This is a genomic window from Jeotgalibacillus sp. 10bf12, assembly GCF_055597105.1.
Genome location: NZ_CP200276.1, coordinates 2,716,210 through 2,729,215, shown reverse-complemented (window position 1 = coordinate 2,729,215; position 13,006 = coordinate 2,716,210). Strand labels below are relative to the sequence as shown.

Below are 13,006 nucleotides of genomic sequence, written 5' to 3'. Positions count from 1 at the left end.
TCAAAACGTTGTGTGTGACTATTGAATGATTTTAATTAAAACTGAGAAAAACGGAACTTTTTTAATGTTTGAAACGTCTATTAAGGTGGAATTGTAAATAAGATTTTAAGTATGTAAATATCACGATTGATTTTATTTACAATCAGGAGTATGATTATGGGATAGATATTATATCCACAAATTGTAATTGAAAGTGTAGGAGGAAATTATATGAACAAAAGATGGTCAATGCCAAAGCTGTCGCTTGTCATTATTGCCATTGCGTTCCTTTGGATTAAGACATTTATTGCCTATCACGCAAGCTTTAATATCAGCACAGATAATTTTATGCAGGATCTGATCCTGTTTATTAACCCGCTCAGCTTTTTATTACTGATTTTCGGTGTAGGGCTGCTGTTTAAAAAAGAGAAAACCAGAAACAACTACGTGATCATTACAAGTTTTGTACTAACAACCATTTTATTTGCGAATATGGTTTTTTACCGATTCTTTAATGACTTTATTACATTACCGGTATTATTCCAGACAAGTAACTTTGGAGATCTTGGCGGCAGTGCAATGGAAAACATTTATATGACTGACGCACTTTATTTTGTAGATGTGCTGATCTTGATCGCACTTGCAAAATACAAACCGACATTTATGGTATTTAAAGAACCGACAAAGGTTAATAGAAGAGCGTATTTTCTTGTAGCAATTGCTACATTCTTCTTAAATCTCGGTTTAGCTGAAACTGAACGTCCACAGCTACTGACACGTACATTTGACCGTGAAATGCTCGTTAAAAACATCGGAACCTACAACTATCATATTTACGATGTTTACCTTCAATCAAAGCAGTCTGCGCAGCGCGCGCTTGCAGACAGCGATGCACTGGTTGACGTGAACAATTACGTGCAGGCAAACAAAGCAGATGTGAACAATGAAATGCATGGTATCGGCGAAGGGAAAAACCTGATTGTCGTAAAGCTTGAATCAATGCAGAATTTTGTAATCAATAAAGAAATGAATGGTGAAGTGATTTCGCCATTCCTTAACTCTTTGACAGAAGATGAAAGCACAGTTTATATGGATAACTTCTATCACCAGACGGAACAGGGGAAAACTTCAGACTCTGAATTCCTGCTCGATAACTCACTATATCCATTAAGCCGTGGAGCAGTATTTTTTACTCACAGTGGTAACGAGTTCAACACACTTACTGACAGCCTGAATGAAGCAGGTTATTATACAAATGCAATGCATGCGAATAATAAGAGCTTCTGGAACCGTGACATTGTCTATGATAACTTTGGCTATGACCGTTATTATTCACTTACCGACTATACGGTGGAAGAAGGTCAAGCGGTTAACTGGGGAATGAAGGATATTCCATTCTTTGAACAGTCAGTTGAGCATATGAAAGAAATGGAACAGCCGTTTTATTCTAAAATGATTACACTGACAAACCACCATCCTTTCTATCTGGATGAAGAGGATAAGTTTATTAATGAATATGATTCAAATTCAGGTACATTGAACCGTTATTTCCAGACAGTGAGATATCAGGATGAAGCAATTAAAGAATTTTTCACATACCTGAAAGAAGCCGGATTATATGAAGACTCTGTCATCGTTATGTATGGTGACCACTATGGTATTTCTGAAAATCATAATGTTGCAATGGCTCAATACCTTGAGCAGGAAGAAATTACAGCATTTGATTCAGCTCAGCTGCAAAGAGTCCCTATGTTTATTCATATTCCTGGTGAAGACATCGGTGAGACAAACAGCAAGCTGGCAGGACAAATTGACCTTAAGCCGACAATCCAGTCTATTATGGGGATTGAAGGCAGCAACAGTATTCAGTTTGGTCAGGATATTTTCTCTGAAGAAAACGATAATACAGTTATTTTAAGAGATGGCCGTGTCATTTCAGAAAACCTGGTTTATGCAGGAGAAACATGCTGGGATAAGGAATCAGGTGAGCCGGTAGAAAAAGAAGATTGTCAGCCTCTGATTGACAAAGCTACTGAAGAACTGGCGTTTAATGATGAAATTATTTACGGTGACCTGCTAAGATTTTATGACAACGAGTCAGGACGTCTGCTTGAAGATACAACTGTAATTGAAGAATAAATATAAAAAGCTCCCTCGGGAGCTTTTTATATTATAATGAAAGTAAAAATAGGAGTTGAGTGATCATGGCAATCGCAGATATTACAATCGTACCAATTGGCACTGATACACCAAGTGTCAGCAAATATGTTGCAGATTTGCAGCGTGTACTGGAAAAAAATGCGCAGAAGGGCTTCATTACATATGAGTTAACACCAATGAGTACTTTAATCGAAGGTGAGCTCACTGATTTATTTAAAGTGATACAGGAACTGCATGAGTCGGTCTTTTCTGACGAGATCAAGAGAGTGGCTACGAATATCCGTATTGATGAAAGAAGAGACAGAAACGACCATTCTATGCAGAATAAGCTCGCTTCAGTCAAGAAGCATTTATCAAATTAAAAAAAGCTGACCGTGGTCAGCTTTTTTTAATTATACAGGATAACCGTCAAATACGATTGTCATGACAGTGAACCAGCCAAATACACCAAGTGTAGCCACTGCAAAGAAAATACCCATAATGTTTTTCTCTTTAAAAGATGTGATTGTACCGATTACTGATAAAATGGTTACCAGCGCAAGGATAATTGTTAATCCGTTCATTAAAAGCACCCCTTTCCATACGTTGGTTCATGAATAAACAAGATTAGTGCATCATATAAGCGTACTCATAATATATTTTATAGTTAATTGTTTGTATTGTCGAGCATAATTCGTGACACTTTCGTGAGTATTCGTCTTTTTTTATGAATCATGCTACACTTTTCAGGAGGTGATTGATATGGAATGGTTTCAGCTGCCATTAGGCCCGATGCAGACAAATGCTTACATTGTATATAACGAGCATCAGGAATGTTTAATTATAGATCCGGGTGAAGAAGCGGATAAGATCAAAAGGTTTATTAAACAGAAAGAACTGCATCCTCTAGGTGTCTTGTTAACACATGCGCACTTTGATCATATAGGCGCAGTCGAAGAGATAAGAAAAGAATATAAAATAGAAGTGTATATGCATATTCAGGAGAAAAGCTGGCTTGGGAGACCTGAAAAAAATGGTTCCGCTTTATTTCAGGGTATTCAGCCTATTATTGCTGCACCTGCTGAACAAATCTGGGAGAGAGAAGCTGCAATTCAGATTGGACATTTCAAATTTGAATTATTACATACACCCGGCCATTCTCCCGGAAGTGTGAGTTTTTATTTTAAAGACAGCGCTATTGTGATTGCAGGTGATGCTTTATTTAGTGGGAGTATTGGAAGAACTGATCTCCCTGGAGGAAACATGAATGAACTGATTGGCAGTATCAGGAATAAGCTTTTAACACTTGATGATCAGACTTACGTGTTACCAGGACATGGACCGACAACAACAATCGGTGTTGAAAAAGAGCACAATCCTTTTCTTCGTGCATAATGAAAAAGAGACGATTCCATGTAAAGGAATCGTCTCTTTTTATCTGAATCAGCTTAAATTTCTTCGATAATTAAGAAGAGATTTAAAGCGGACCCTGAAGCGGCATCATAAATGTTGTCCAGTAAGTAAATCCTGCAAAGAAAATTGTTAAGTATACAAAGAATACATACACGTACATGCGCTCAGATAATTTCATGTACCCTAAAAGGATGAAAAAGCCAGTCTGGGCCAGGAAAAGCAATGAAGTTTTTGGCATATGTCCTAAATAAAATAATACAGAGAAAATTCCAGTCCAAAACCCCATAACACGATACATTTTATCCATCCGAATCCCTCCTTTACGCAAACAATCCATCGAACCTATTATATAGGATACCATATTATAAAGTAAATAACCCATAATATTAAATGTGACGATTGAGTGATTTTTCATGTATAAGTTATTATAGCGGATCAGGGTTGTACAAGTTTGTACAAGCTCATTTAACAACCCCATGAAAAGAATAGCTTGTATGCATTGTTTCATCCAAGTGCCGGCTGATAGGGATTTGAAGCTTCTTTATTAAACGAAATTGTGAACAATTTAAAAATAATTATATATTTCATATAAAAAAGGTGTACATTAATTGTACATGGGTATACAATAATTATAACATAAATAATACTTGTTCAAAGGTGATACAAAAACTAAACAGACGGAGGTAACAACATGAATCAAATTACGTTCTTTACTTACCCAAGCTGTACATCTTGCCGGAAAACTAAAAAGTGGTTAAAAGAAAATGAAGTCAATGTAACTGAACGTCATATCTTCAGAGAAACTCCGGATTATGATGAGTTAATGAATCTTCTTTCACTTACAACTGAAGGACTTGATGAGCTTCTTGCCACACGCAGCCAGTCTTTTAAAGCGCTTGATCAGGATGTAGAAGATTTGCCGCTGTCTGAAGTTGTTAAATTGATTATTGAAGACCCGAAACTGTTAAAGCGACCAATCCTGACAGATGGTAAATCTCTTATCGTAGGATATAATCCTGAAGGTCTTAGGAGTTTATCAAATAAAAAGCAATCTTATAAACTATCAGGCTGAACAAACAATCCAGCTTAATGTCGGTTCACCTATCTGTACAAATTGTGTACAGATAGGTGAACCGACATTTTTTTAAAAATATCAAAAAATTTAAAAAATTAAAGACAAATTCTTCAATATCGTGTATAGTGAAAATTATCTTATGAAAGGATGTGAAAAAATGCCATATGGCACTGAGCTGTTAGCGCAGAATTTAATTACAGAAGCTTTTAAAAAAAGAGGGTCTGATCTCCACTTTTATCCTGATGAAAAACAGATGACTGTTCAACTAAGGGCTCTTGGTGATCTGATGATCCTTAAGCAGATTTCTGTGAATCAGGGTGAACGGCTGATTTCCCACTTTAAGTTTAAAGCATCACTCGATATTGGTGAGAAGCGCAAACCTCAAAGTGGCGCTACACTGATCACGATTGATGACGAGAAAGTTTCCCTCAGAATCTCCACACTTCCCGCTGCGGAAGGAAAAGAAAGCATGGTCATCAGGCTCTTACCCCAATCATTTGCAGTTCCCATCGAAAAACTTTCCTTATTTTCAAACTCTGCAAAAATTTTAACTTCACTTGTCAGACAACCTCAGGGGCTGATTCTGTTTTCAGGTCCAACTGGAAGCGGGAAGTCAACCACATTATACTCGCTCATCCATTACTGCTCCACTGAACTGAATAGAAGTATTATTACACTTGAAGACCCGGTTGAAAGAAATGAAGAACATGTGCTGCAGGTCCAGATCAATGAAAGAGCAGGGGTGACCTATGCTTCAGGTCTTAAAGCTGTGCTCAGACATGACCCGGATATGATTATTATTGGGGAGATTAGAGATGAGGAAACCGCAGATATTGCAGTGAAAGCTGCTTTGAGCGGACACTTGGTGTTATCAACTATTCATGCAAAGGATACAAAAGGGGCGATCAGAAGAATGGTTGACCTTGGTATCCGGAAAGAGGATCTAAAGCAGTCACTGATCGGTGCAACGGGTCAGCGGCTAGTTAAAATCAGTGTGAATGGCCTGTCAAAGACAAGGTCTTCAATTTATGAAATCATGACAACAGGTGCTGTTTGTGATTATTTAGATGAACTGCCTGTACAGGGTGAATATGTGACACTTGAACAGCTTTTCAGGAAAGGAGCAGCTCTTGGTTATGTATCCCTTCAGGAGTATCACCGCTGGATCACCCCGCCGGACTTATATTCCCAAAAAAGATCAGCCCGTTTTCCTTCACCGATTAAGTGAACTTCGACGTAATGGCTATCCCCTTGATCAATCCCTCAGCTTTTTATTTCTGCAATTTCCATCAGTTACTCAAAAAGATCAGCTGCTTAAGCTGTTGATGAACGGTTCCTCAATCAGTGAAACATTAAAAATATTAGGCTATCCATCTTATGTTTGTATGCACGTATATTTTGCTGAACAATACGGAGATGTAGGAAGCTCATTATCAGACACTGCAGATCTTATGAAACACCGAGAGGCTCAAAAGAAAAAACTTTTTTCTATTTTGCAGTATCCACTGTTTTTAATCCTGTTATTTGTTTTTGTGTCAGCAGTCTTAAATATGTATTTGTTACCGAGAATGACACAGCTATATCAGTCAGTTGGCAATACGCAGTCAAGCGTACTTCAGACAGCTGAATTGATCTTTCAGGCGTTACCTATGCTGATGACAGGAGCCATCATATGTGGATTGTTTATTTTTACAGCGTGTGGAGTGATCCTTTATAAAAAAACGACTCTTGAGAGGTGGAAAACCATATCACTTCTTCCATTTGCGGGGTTTTATTTTAAGCACTATCACAGCTATCTGTTTTCGAGAGAAGCCTCCACTTTACTCAAAAGCGGACTGTCCTTTCAAAAAATGCTGAAAACATTTATTGAGCAGCCCTACCGACCCTTATTTAAAGAGATAGCGCAGTTTATGACTGATGAGCTGGAGAGGGGGCAAAGTATGTACCATACGATGCTGCAGCTTCCGTATTTTACTGAAGAACTGCTTCGAATTACGGAGCACGGTGAGATGAACGGGAATCTTGAAAAAGAGTGGGGGTTTTACAGTCAATATTGTCTGAGCGCACTAGAGGAGAGGTCAGGTATATATTTTAATGTATTACAGCCGATTATTTTCACATGTCTCGGTCTTGCGGTGGTCGGTGCTTATCTTGTGATCCTGCTTCCAGTCTTTAATTTACTTCAAACAATCTGATTTATGGAGGAATTAAAATGAAAAAAATAATAAATCTGCTTAAAAATAATAAAGCATTCACGCTAATTGAGATGGTCATCGTATTGCTGGTCATTTCCGTGCTGCTAATTGTCAGTCTTCCGAATATCTCTTCACAGAGTAAAGAGATTAATGGCAAGGGGTGCGAAGCTTTTCAACAGATGGTCCAGGCGCAGGTGGAATCCTATAGAATGTCTGAAAAATCCTTACCTGCATCCATTGAAGATCTTCAGATTGCGGGATATTTAAATCAGGAAGAAACAACCTGTCCTGATGGAAGAGAGTTAGCAATCGGCGCAGAAGGCAATGTAACCATAATAAATGAGCCTTAAACAGCAAAAAGGTTTTACGATGATTGAAATCGTTATTGTAATGCTCTTGTTGAGTACATTGATCATCATTTCAACTTCAATCTATTCCTCAGTAAGGACAGTTTCAACCTCATTTGAAACTCAAATCACAAATGATCTTCATTACGCTCAGCTGTATGCAATTAAAGAAAAACAATATTTGAATGTAAGGTTCGATGTGTCACAGCAATCTTACAAAGTCATTGTCGGATATCCCCCCAATGAAACTTTACTGATAGAAGTAAAGCTGCCAGATCACATTGAACTTCTGGAGACAAGCACGCTGAAACATTTCAGATATAACCCTACCGGAAACACCACAACATTTGGTGTTGTCCGGTTCAGGGTGGATGGCTCTCCGGTTAACATTCATTTTCATTTAGCTAAAGGACGATTTTATGTGGAAAAACCATAATGGATTTACAATGATTGAAAGTATACTGTCGTTATGTATCTGTATGTTATTCTGTCTGTTTATGATACCGTCTATTGTTTTACTGACTGTGAAAGCGGGTGAAGCGGAAGAACGCTATAGAATGTATGAAGTGGCTTATGAGCAGGTAAAGCTGATTCACTCCAATCATCATGTTCAGACTCGCTCATACAAGAATGGGAGAGAATACACGATTGAACTTAATACATCAGCGCTTTGCATTCGAAACAAGGAAGAAAAAGAAGTTTGCATTAATCAGTAATCATCATGGCTTTACCATGCTTGAAGTAATGATCAGTGTAATGATATTAACTTTAGTTGCACCACTTTTTGCCATGCTGATATTCAGCTATAGTCATCTGATCAGTATGCAGAACCATTCAAAGGAGTGGGATCTGTTTTCCATCCAGTTTCAAAATGAACTCAGTGGAGTGGTGGTGGCTTCGAATACTGCACAGTCTCTTACGCTTTATAAAGGCAATGATAAAATAGTTTTTTCAAAGTACGGCTCAGTGCTCAGGAAAACGGTTAACGGAAACGGTCATGAAATCCACTTAACCGGTATAAATGACCTTAACTTCAGTACAAATGGAGAAATCGTCACGATGGGAGTTCGTTTTGTAAATGATGAGGATAAAAAGAGTTTGTTCTATAGTGCACCTGTCCAATGAAAAAGGATCAGTTTTACTGCCGGTTCTGCTGTTTTTTATTCTTTTGCTGTCCGCCTCAACTGTCATTGCCCAGATAACTGTTGATCGGGTGCGCCACGCAGAGATGATGAGTGAGTATTACCGGGATGCTGCAGAGGAATTATGGAGTCATCAATAGGCATCTTCATAGATTTCGTGTATGATGAAGCAAAAATAAAAAGGAGATCTCACATGAAAATTTATTTAGTCGGTTTTATGGGTGCCGGTAAATCAACAGTAGGTCGTATGTTGAGTAAGGAGTTAAATCTCTCTTTTATCGATCTGGATCATGAAATCGAACAGCAGGCTGATAAAAAGATCAGTGAAATCTTTAAAGAAGATGGAGAAATGGCATTCAGGAAAATTGAAGCTGATTCATTAAAAAAAACTGATGCAGAGATCATTGCCACTGGTGGCGGAATACTTTATTTGGAAGAAACCGGCCGGTGGATGCTGAATAAAGGGACAATCATTTATCTTCATGCACCTTTTGAAGAGTTATATGCAAGAATACAGGGTGATACTTCAAGACCGGTTGCAGCAAAACCCTATGAAGAGTTAAAAAATCTTTATCATAAGAGAGACAGGGAATACAGGAGCGTAGCCAATTATCAGGTTTCAGTATCAAATTGTTCACCCCGGGAGACTGTTTCAGAAATGATTTCACTATTAAGGTGAGCGTAGATAAACCAGCCCTGCAGAAATATGATAAGTATGAATAAAATCAGAATTTTCAATTTCTTTTATTGTTAGGTTAAATTGTTTTTCAATATACTTTTCAAGTTGATGATTTAATCTATTTAATGCAGTTTCATAAGGGACTTTATTCGGCCGGAGTATGCTCCCGTTTGGACGGTCAGCTGTCAGTAGACCTTCAAGGCTATTTGGTTCGGTCATTACTACACGTCCGGTTATTAGTGACATACGTCCATTAAACCTTATACTTGCTGAGCCAGGGGGCACCGCCTCTGCAGTCAGGTCAATCGTGATCCATGGAAATAATTCTCTTAAAGCTTCTGTATTTTCATAAGCTGTATAGAATCTGTTTTCAATTTGCGCTGCATGAAACATTGATTGGAAAATCGGGTGGTCAGGATATATTTGAATAACATCTTTATGCATCTCAGCATAGTGAAAATTTGTCATGATAATATGGAGCGGATCCCCCGGCTTCTGCACTGCATCCCTGTAATGCCAGTAAAACGGCCTGTTCATAAACTGTCTGTCCAGCTGTTCAGTCAGCTGGACAGCCGCTTTGCCGGAGGATTCTGTCACGATTGCTCCAAGTGATTTTAAGTATTCAATCACCAGTCTGTATTTTTCTGTCATTATTTATGCCCTCATTTGCTAAATAATCTTCAAGTAAATTTAACTTGTATTTTATTTCATTTTCAGACCTTGAATTCATCAAAGCATCCTCCAGGTATTTTTCTGCCTCGGTTTTATATGGTGAAAGAATTTGTTCGTGTTTGCCTATAATCGTTTCAAACAAATGAACTTTGTTATTGAGTAGCGTCCAGATCCGCTCCTCAATCGTATGCCGGTTTAATAGATAAATGATTTCAACATCCTTCTTTTGCCCCAGCCTATGAACCCTTCCGATTCTTTGCTCAAGCTTCATCGGGTTCCAGGGAAGATCCGCATGTATCACGCAGCTGCAAAATTGCAGATTCAGCCCTTCCGACCCGGCTTCGGTGGCGATCATAACATCCGCATGATCCCTGAAAAGGTCGGTCATCCATTTCTTTTTCCCTTTTTTAAAACCTCCCCTGAACATGACTGAAGATACCCCGTGCTGTTTTAAATACCATTGCAAATAAAGCTGCGTTGCCCGGTATTGAGTAAAAATCAGCACTTTATCCTGTCGCTTTTTAATAATATTCAAAATCTCTTTTCCCTTAATTGTTTCCAGCTGATCGGGAGTTACGTTTAAGATGGGTCCGAGAATGTGACATATATCTTTGTGTTGCTCTCTTCTAAGTGCTTTTAACAACGCAATACTTGAACTGCAACCCTGTTTGAGTAAAGTCAGGTGAGTGAACTGGTGGGTGTTTAATCTTCTCAGTTCTCTAAATGCTTTTTCCAATGCCGCGTAAAGTTCTTTTTCATATCCTTTTTGTTCCAGCCATTTCACTTCGATTTTTCGGCTGGTCCATTTAATATCGGTATCTTTCTTTCTTGTTCTGATCATCATTTGACTGATCCGGTCATGGAAATCATCAGTATTCTCCCTTGCCAATCTGTTAAATTGTTTCTTATCCTCAAACAATCCCGGTTTGACCAGCGTAGAGAGTGTATAAAGCTCATCAGATTTGTTCTGTACAGGTGTTGCTGTTAACAAAAGCAGATACTTTCTTTTTAAAGAAGCGACAAACTGATAATTCATTGTCTTGGGATTAGAAAGTTTATGTGCTTCATCCACAATCACAAGATCAAATGAAAGGTCGGTAAATATGGTTTTAAAAGGCTCTCTTTTTAAAAGGTCGATCGAAGCGATCGTTACAGGAAAAGTTCTCCATTCTTTTTTTCCTTTGGCTATGTTAAAGGCTAATGTTGATATTTGAATTTTACGAACGTTTGTTCTATAATGAAAGTATCAACTAAAGGCTGGTGATGGCAGTGAGAGCGACAGATATTATTAAGGAAATACAAAAATTAAATCCCGCAGAAAAACAAAGACTTCGAGCATTTCTTATAGATGCTCTCACTGCCTCCTCTTCAACAGGAAACGTTTTACAAGAGATTTCTGAACGCAAAAACAAGCAAGGGTACACCTGCCCTCGTTGCCAATCCAAACAAGTTGTCAGATTTGGCAAATACACTACTCTTGTAGATGGTGACGAAGTAAAGAAACAACGTTATCGCTGTAAATCCTGCGCTACCACCTTCACCGATTTAACCAACACCGCACTTTATAGAACCCGCCGTCTGAATAAATGGGTAAAGTTCATTGAATGTATGATTGATGGGTATTCCCTCCGTAAGTCAGCTGAAATGGTTAAAGGTGTAACCCACGTCACATTGTTTTACTGGAGACATAAATTATTATCAGCGCTAAAGCAAATTGAAATAGCGGATTTTCAGGGTATCGTTGAAATGGACGAGACCTATTTCCTGTACTCTGAAAAAGGGCAAAAGAAAATTGTAGGCAGAAAATCTCGTAAACGTGGCGGAACAGCAAAGAAACGTGGTATCAGCAAGGAACAGGTCTGTGTTTTAGTAGCAAGAGACCGTGACAAAAATACAGTTTCGACAACCCTTGGTGTAGGTAGAATAAAAAAAGAGCAGTTGGAAAAAGCCATTGGTCAAAAACTGTCATCTCAAAATATTTTATGTACAGACTCTTGGCGAGCGTTCAGAACCTACGCTACTGACAAAGGTATGACCATTTATCAGTTTAAATCAGACGGGAAGGTCCGCACAAAGGGTCTTTATCATATCCAAAACGTCAACAGTTATCACAGCAGACTAAAAGGATGGATACAGCGTTTTAACGGTGTAGCAACCAAATATCTTGATAATTACCTTACGTGGTTCCAGGTGCTTGAAAGCATACAGCACCAACTGAACGAAGTGACAGTCAATGATATGATAATTAAAGGGAATTTAATTCCAATTGTCGAAACATATGATAAACTGAGATTATCCAAATTTTCAGTATAAATATAATAAAATAACAGGGGGAGCATTATGAAAAAGTCATTATTTTTCTTACTTATGAGTACAAGTTTGTTGTACGCTTGCCAACATAGCGAAACATTATCGTCTTCTGAGAAAAAGGTGGATGAATTGCCAAAAGAAGTACGAAACTTCTTTAATAGTGTTGATAAAGAGAACGGAGTGCATTTATACAACGATGAACAGAGCAATTCTGTATTGGTTTATTTAAACGGTTATAACGTTGAACAAGGAGACTCGGCAAATAGTTTCAATAATTTTAACGTAGTAGCAGAAGGGAATAATCTCCATCTTTCTTACGATACAGATACAACAACTAATTATGACTCAGAAATCGAAAATCAATTGTATTATGAAGTAAGTTTAGATAAAGAGTACGATACCATTAAATTGTTTAATAATGGTGATGAAACAGCTTTTAATACTATCTCAGGCAACCTTGAATAAAACAATTTCTAAAAAATAGATATAAAAGATTCCTAAAAAAAGGAATCTTTTTTGTGTTCATAAAATCAACATTAAAATTTAACATAGCCTTTCCTTTATGAATCATTGAAGAGATGCCAAGGCTGCTTAATTCAGTCTGCCATTGTCCGGCTAATGATGAAGGAACAAGTATCAGGACAGAAGAAACGAGATATCTCAATTGTAATTCCTTTAAGATCATCGCTGCTTCAGCTGTTTTCCCAAGACCGACTTCATCTGCAAGAATCGCCTGTCCATTCATATCAAAAACAACTTTTTTAACTGCATCAACCTGATGGGGAAGTGGTCTAAATGAGATCATTGCACCCATCGATTTCAATTCGCCTTCTCCTACAGTCATCTCCTGGTGAAGCTGTCGTACCATATGATTTAAATGGAAGTTTGGAGATTTAGGTGAATATAAATATGACAGAAAACTTTCTTTCCAGTTTTCTTCATCAGAAACAATTGAAATAGACATAATAAATCTCCCTTCATTGCAATTAATGATTGTTGTAACTGAAAGATGATGGTACGATAAAGATGATTTTAAGCGTAATCAGAAAGAAATG

The 13,006-nt window shown here is 37.8% G+C and carries 17 protein-coding genes and 2 pseudogenes; 13 read left to right on the top strand and 6 right to left on the bottom strand.

Features of this window, described 5'->3' with window-relative positions:
• Positions 1-210: 210 nt before the first annotated feature.
• Both DH10bf12_RS14225 and DH10bf12_RS14220 read left to right on the top strand, forming a co-directional pair.
• Complete coding sequence (locus DH10bf12_RS14225; RefSeq protein ID WP_471735915.1) at positions 211-2,118, top strand: LTA synthase family protein; 1,908 nt, start codon at positions 211-213, stop codon at positions 2,116-2,118.
• Positions 2,119-2,183: 65 nt separating this feature from the next.
• Positions 2,184-2,501, top strand: coding sequence for an MTH1187 family thiamine-binding protein (locus tag DH10bf12_RS14220; RefSeq protein WP_471735914.1), 318 nt, complete (start codon positions 2,184-2,186; stop codon positions 2,499-2,501).
• Between the two features lie 30 nt (positions 2,502-2,531).
• On the opposite strand, the gene DH10bf12_RS14215 is transcribed toward DH10bf12_RS14220, so the two are convergent.
• Complete coding sequence (locus DH10bf12_RS14215) at positions 2,532-2,702, bottom strand: DUF2759 domain-containing protein (RefSeq protein ID WP_404403867.1); 171 nt, start codon at positions 2,700-2,702, stop codon at positions 2,532-2,534.
• Between the two features lie 178 nt (positions 2,703-2,880).
• Between DH10bf12_RS14215 and DH10bf12_RS14210 the strand changes: the two genes are divergently transcribed.
• Positions 2,881-3,513 carry an MBL fold metallo-hydrolase gene (locus DH10bf12_RS14210; RefSeq protein ID WP_471735913.1) on the top strand — a complete coding sequence of 211 codons (633 nt, stop codon included), beginning with the start codon at positions 2,881-2,883 and terminating at the stop codon, positions 3,511-3,513.
• Between the two features lie 82 nt (positions 3,514-3,595).
• Here DH10bf12_RS14210 and DH10bf12_RS14205 read toward each other — a convergent pair whose 3' ends face one another.
• Entirely contained in the window at positions 3,596-3,838 is a 243-nt protein-coding gene (locus DH10bf12_RS14205; RefSeq protein WP_404403863.1) for a DUF2626 domain-containing protein, read from the bottom strand.
• A gap of 384 nt (positions 3,839-4,222) precedes the next feature.
• Here DH10bf12_RS14205 and DH10bf12_RS14200 point away from each other — a divergent pair, with 384 nt between their 5' ends.
• The 8 genes from DH10bf12_RS14200 to DH10bf12_RS14165 all read left to right on the top strand — a co-directional run bounded on the left by DH10bf12_RS14200 (position 4,223) and on the right by DH10bf12_RS14165 (position 8,969).
• Positions 4,223-4,603 carry a Spx/MgsR family RNA polymerase-binding regulatory protein gene (locus tag DH10bf12_RS14200; protein ID WP_471735912.1) on the top strand — a complete coding sequence of 127 codons (381 nt, stop codon included), beginning with the start codon at positions 4,223-4,225 and terminating at the stop codon, positions 4,601-4,603.
• A 160-nt stretch (positions 4,604-4,763) separates the two neighbouring features.
• Complete coding sequence (comGA, locus tag DH10bf12_RS14195; protein ID WP_471735911.1) at positions 4,764-5,834, top strand: competence type IV pilus ATPase ComGA; 1,071 nt, start codon at positions 4,764-4,766, stop codon at positions 5,832-5,834.
• Positions 5,743-6,801, top strand: a complete 1,059-nt coding sequence (gene comGB, locus DH10bf12_RS14190) for a competence type IV pilus assembly protein ComGB (RefSeq protein WP_471735910.1) — start codon at positions 5,743-5,745, stop codon at positions 6,799-6,801. Before comGA ends, comGB begins: the two co-directional genes overlap by 92 nt.
• A gap of 17 nt (positions 6,802-6,818) precedes the next feature.
• On the top strand, positions 6,819-7,151 hold the full coding sequence (comGC, locus tag DH10bf12_RS14185; protein ID WP_471735909.1) for a competence type IV pilus major pilin ComGC: 333 nt from the start codon (positions 6,819-6,821) through the stop codon (positions 7,149-7,151).
• Positions 7,141-7,584 (top strand): competence type IV pilus minor pilin ComGD, encoded by a 444-nt coding sequence (comGD, locus tag DH10bf12_RS14180; RefSeq protein WP_471735908.1) that lies wholly within the window; start codon positions 7,141-7,143, stop codon positions 7,582-7,584. The genes comGC and comGD overlap by 11 nt, the downstream gene beginning before the upstream one ends.
• Positions 7,568-7,864 (top strand): hypothetical protein, encoded by a 297-nt coding sequence (locus tag DH10bf12_RS14175; protein ID WP_471735907.1) that lies wholly within the window; start codon positions 7,568-7,570, stop codon positions 7,862-7,864. Before comGD ends, DH10bf12_RS14175 begins: the two co-directional genes overlap by 17 nt.
• Positions 7,797-8,273, top strand: coding sequence for a competence type IV pilus minor pilin ComGF (gene comGF, locus DH10bf12_RS14170; RefSeq protein WP_471735906.1), 477 nt, complete (start codon positions 7,797-7,799; stop codon positions 8,271-8,273). The genes DH10bf12_RS14175 and comGF overlap by 68 nt, the downstream gene beginning before the upstream one ends.
• Positions 8,274-8,483: 210 nt before the next feature.
• Positions 8,484-8,969, top strand: a complete 486-nt coding sequence (locus DH10bf12_RS14165) for a shikimate kinase (RefSeq protein WP_471735905.1) — start codon at positions 8,484-8,486, stop codon at positions 8,967-8,969.
• Here the strand turns inward: DH10bf12_RS14165 and DH10bf12_RS14160 are convergent.
• The 3 genes and pseudogenes from DH10bf12_RS14160 to DH10bf12_RS14150 form a co-directional block, all read right to left on the bottom strand.
• Entirely contained in the window at positions 8,961-9,620 is a 660-nt protein-coding gene (locus DH10bf12_RS14160; protein WP_471735904.1) for a YqhG family protein, read from the bottom strand. The two genes, DH10bf12_RS14165 and DH10bf12_RS14160, sit on opposite strands and share 9 nt — an antisense overlap.
• Before the next feature lie 166 nt (positions 9,621-9,786).
• A pseudogene (locus DH10bf12_RS14155) lies at positions 9,787-10,176 on the bottom strand (helicase-related protein); the annotation flags it as partial.
• Between the two features lie 123 nt (positions 10,177-10,299).
• Positions 10,300-10,830 (bottom strand): annotated as a pseudogene (locus DH10bf12_RS14150) (SNF2-related protein); the annotation flags it as partial.
• 74 nt (positions 10,831-10,904) lie between these two features.
• Between DH10bf12_RS14150 and DH10bf12_RS14145 the strand changes: the two are divergent.
• A complete protein-coding gene (locus DH10bf12_RS14145) occupies positions 10,905-11,954 on the top strand; it encodes an IS1595 family transposase (protein ID WP_471735903.1) in 1,050 nt (349 codons plus the stop codon).
• A 27-nt stretch (positions 11,955-11,981) separates the two neighbouring features.
• On the top strand, positions 11,982-12,416 hold the full coding sequence (locus DH10bf12_RS14140) for a hypothetical protein (RefSeq protein ID WP_471735902.1): 435 nt from the start codon (positions 11,982-11,984) through the stop codon (positions 12,414-12,416).
• On the opposite strand, the gene DH10bf12_RS14135 is transcribed toward DH10bf12_RS14140, so the two are convergent.
• Positions 12,394-12,915 (bottom strand): SNF2-related protein, encoded by a 522-nt coding sequence (locus DH10bf12_RS14135; protein ID WP_471735901.1) that lies wholly within the window; start codon positions 12,913-12,915, stop codon positions 12,394-12,396. The genes DH10bf12_RS14140 and DH10bf12_RS14135 overlap by 23 nt on opposite strands.
• Between the last annotated feature and the right edge of the window lie 91 nt (positions 12,916-13,006).

Coding starts and splice junctions, on each gene's coding strand:
- DH10bf12_RS14225 (WP_471735915.1), top strand. CDS start 211: ATGAACAAAAGATGGTCAATGCCAAAGCTGTCGCTTGTCATTATTGCC.
- DH10bf12_RS14220 (WP_471735914.1), top strand. CDS start 2,184: ATGGCAATCGCAGATATTACAATCGTACCAATTGGCACTGATACACCA.
- DH10bf12_RS14215 (WP_404403867.1), bottom strand. CDS start 2,702: ATGAACGGATTAACAATTATCCTTGCGCTGGTAACCATTTTATCAGTA.
- DH10bf12_RS14210 (WP_471735913.1), top strand. CDS start 2,881: ATGGAATGGTTTCAGCTGCCATTAGGCCCGATGCAGACAAATGCTTAC.
- DH10bf12_RS14205 (WP_404403863.1), bottom strand. CDS start 3,838: ATGGATAAAATGTATCGTGTTATGGGGTTTTGGACTGGAATTTTCTCT.
- DH10bf12_RS14200 (WP_471735912.1), top strand. CDS start 4,223: ATGAATCAAATTACGTTCTTTACTTACCCAAGCTGTACATCTTGCCGG.
- comGA (WP_471735911.1), top strand. CDS start 4,764: ATGCCATATGGCACTGAGCTGTTAGCGCAGAATTTAATTACAGAAGCT.
- comGB (WP_471735910.1), top strand. CDS start 5,743: ATGTATCCCTTCAGGAGTATCACCGCTGGATCACCCCGCCGGACTTAT.
- comGC (WP_471735909.1), top strand. CDS start 6,819: ATGAAAAAAATAATAAATCTGCTTAAAAATAATAAAGCATTCACGCTA.
- comGD (WP_471735908.1), top strand. CDS start 7,141: ATGAGCCTTAAACAGCAAAAAGGTTTTACGATGATTGAAATCGTTATT.
- DH10bf12_RS14175 (WP_471735907.1), top strand. CDS start 7,568: ATGTGGAAAAACCATAATGGATTTACAATGATTGAAAGTATACTGTCG.
- DH10bf12_RS14165 (WP_471735905.1), top strand. CDS start 8,484: ATGAAAATTTATTTAGTCGGTTTTATGGGTGCCGGTAAATCAACAGTA.
- DH10bf12_RS14160 (WP_471735904.1), bottom strand. CDS start 9,620: ATGACAGAAAAATACAGACTGGTGATTGAATACTTAAAATCACTTGGA.
- DH10bf12_RS14145 (WP_471735903.1), top strand. CDS start 10,905: ATGGCAGTGAGAGCGACAGATATTATTAAGGAAATACAAAAATTAAAT.
- DH10bf12_RS14140 (WP_471735902.1), top strand. CDS start 11,982: ATGAAAAAGTCATTATTTTTCTTACTTATGAGTACAAGTTTGTTGTAC.
- DH10bf12_RS14135 (WP_471735901.1), bottom strand. CDS start 12,915: ATGTCTATTTCAATTGTTTCTGATGAAGAAAACTGGAAAGAAAGTTTT.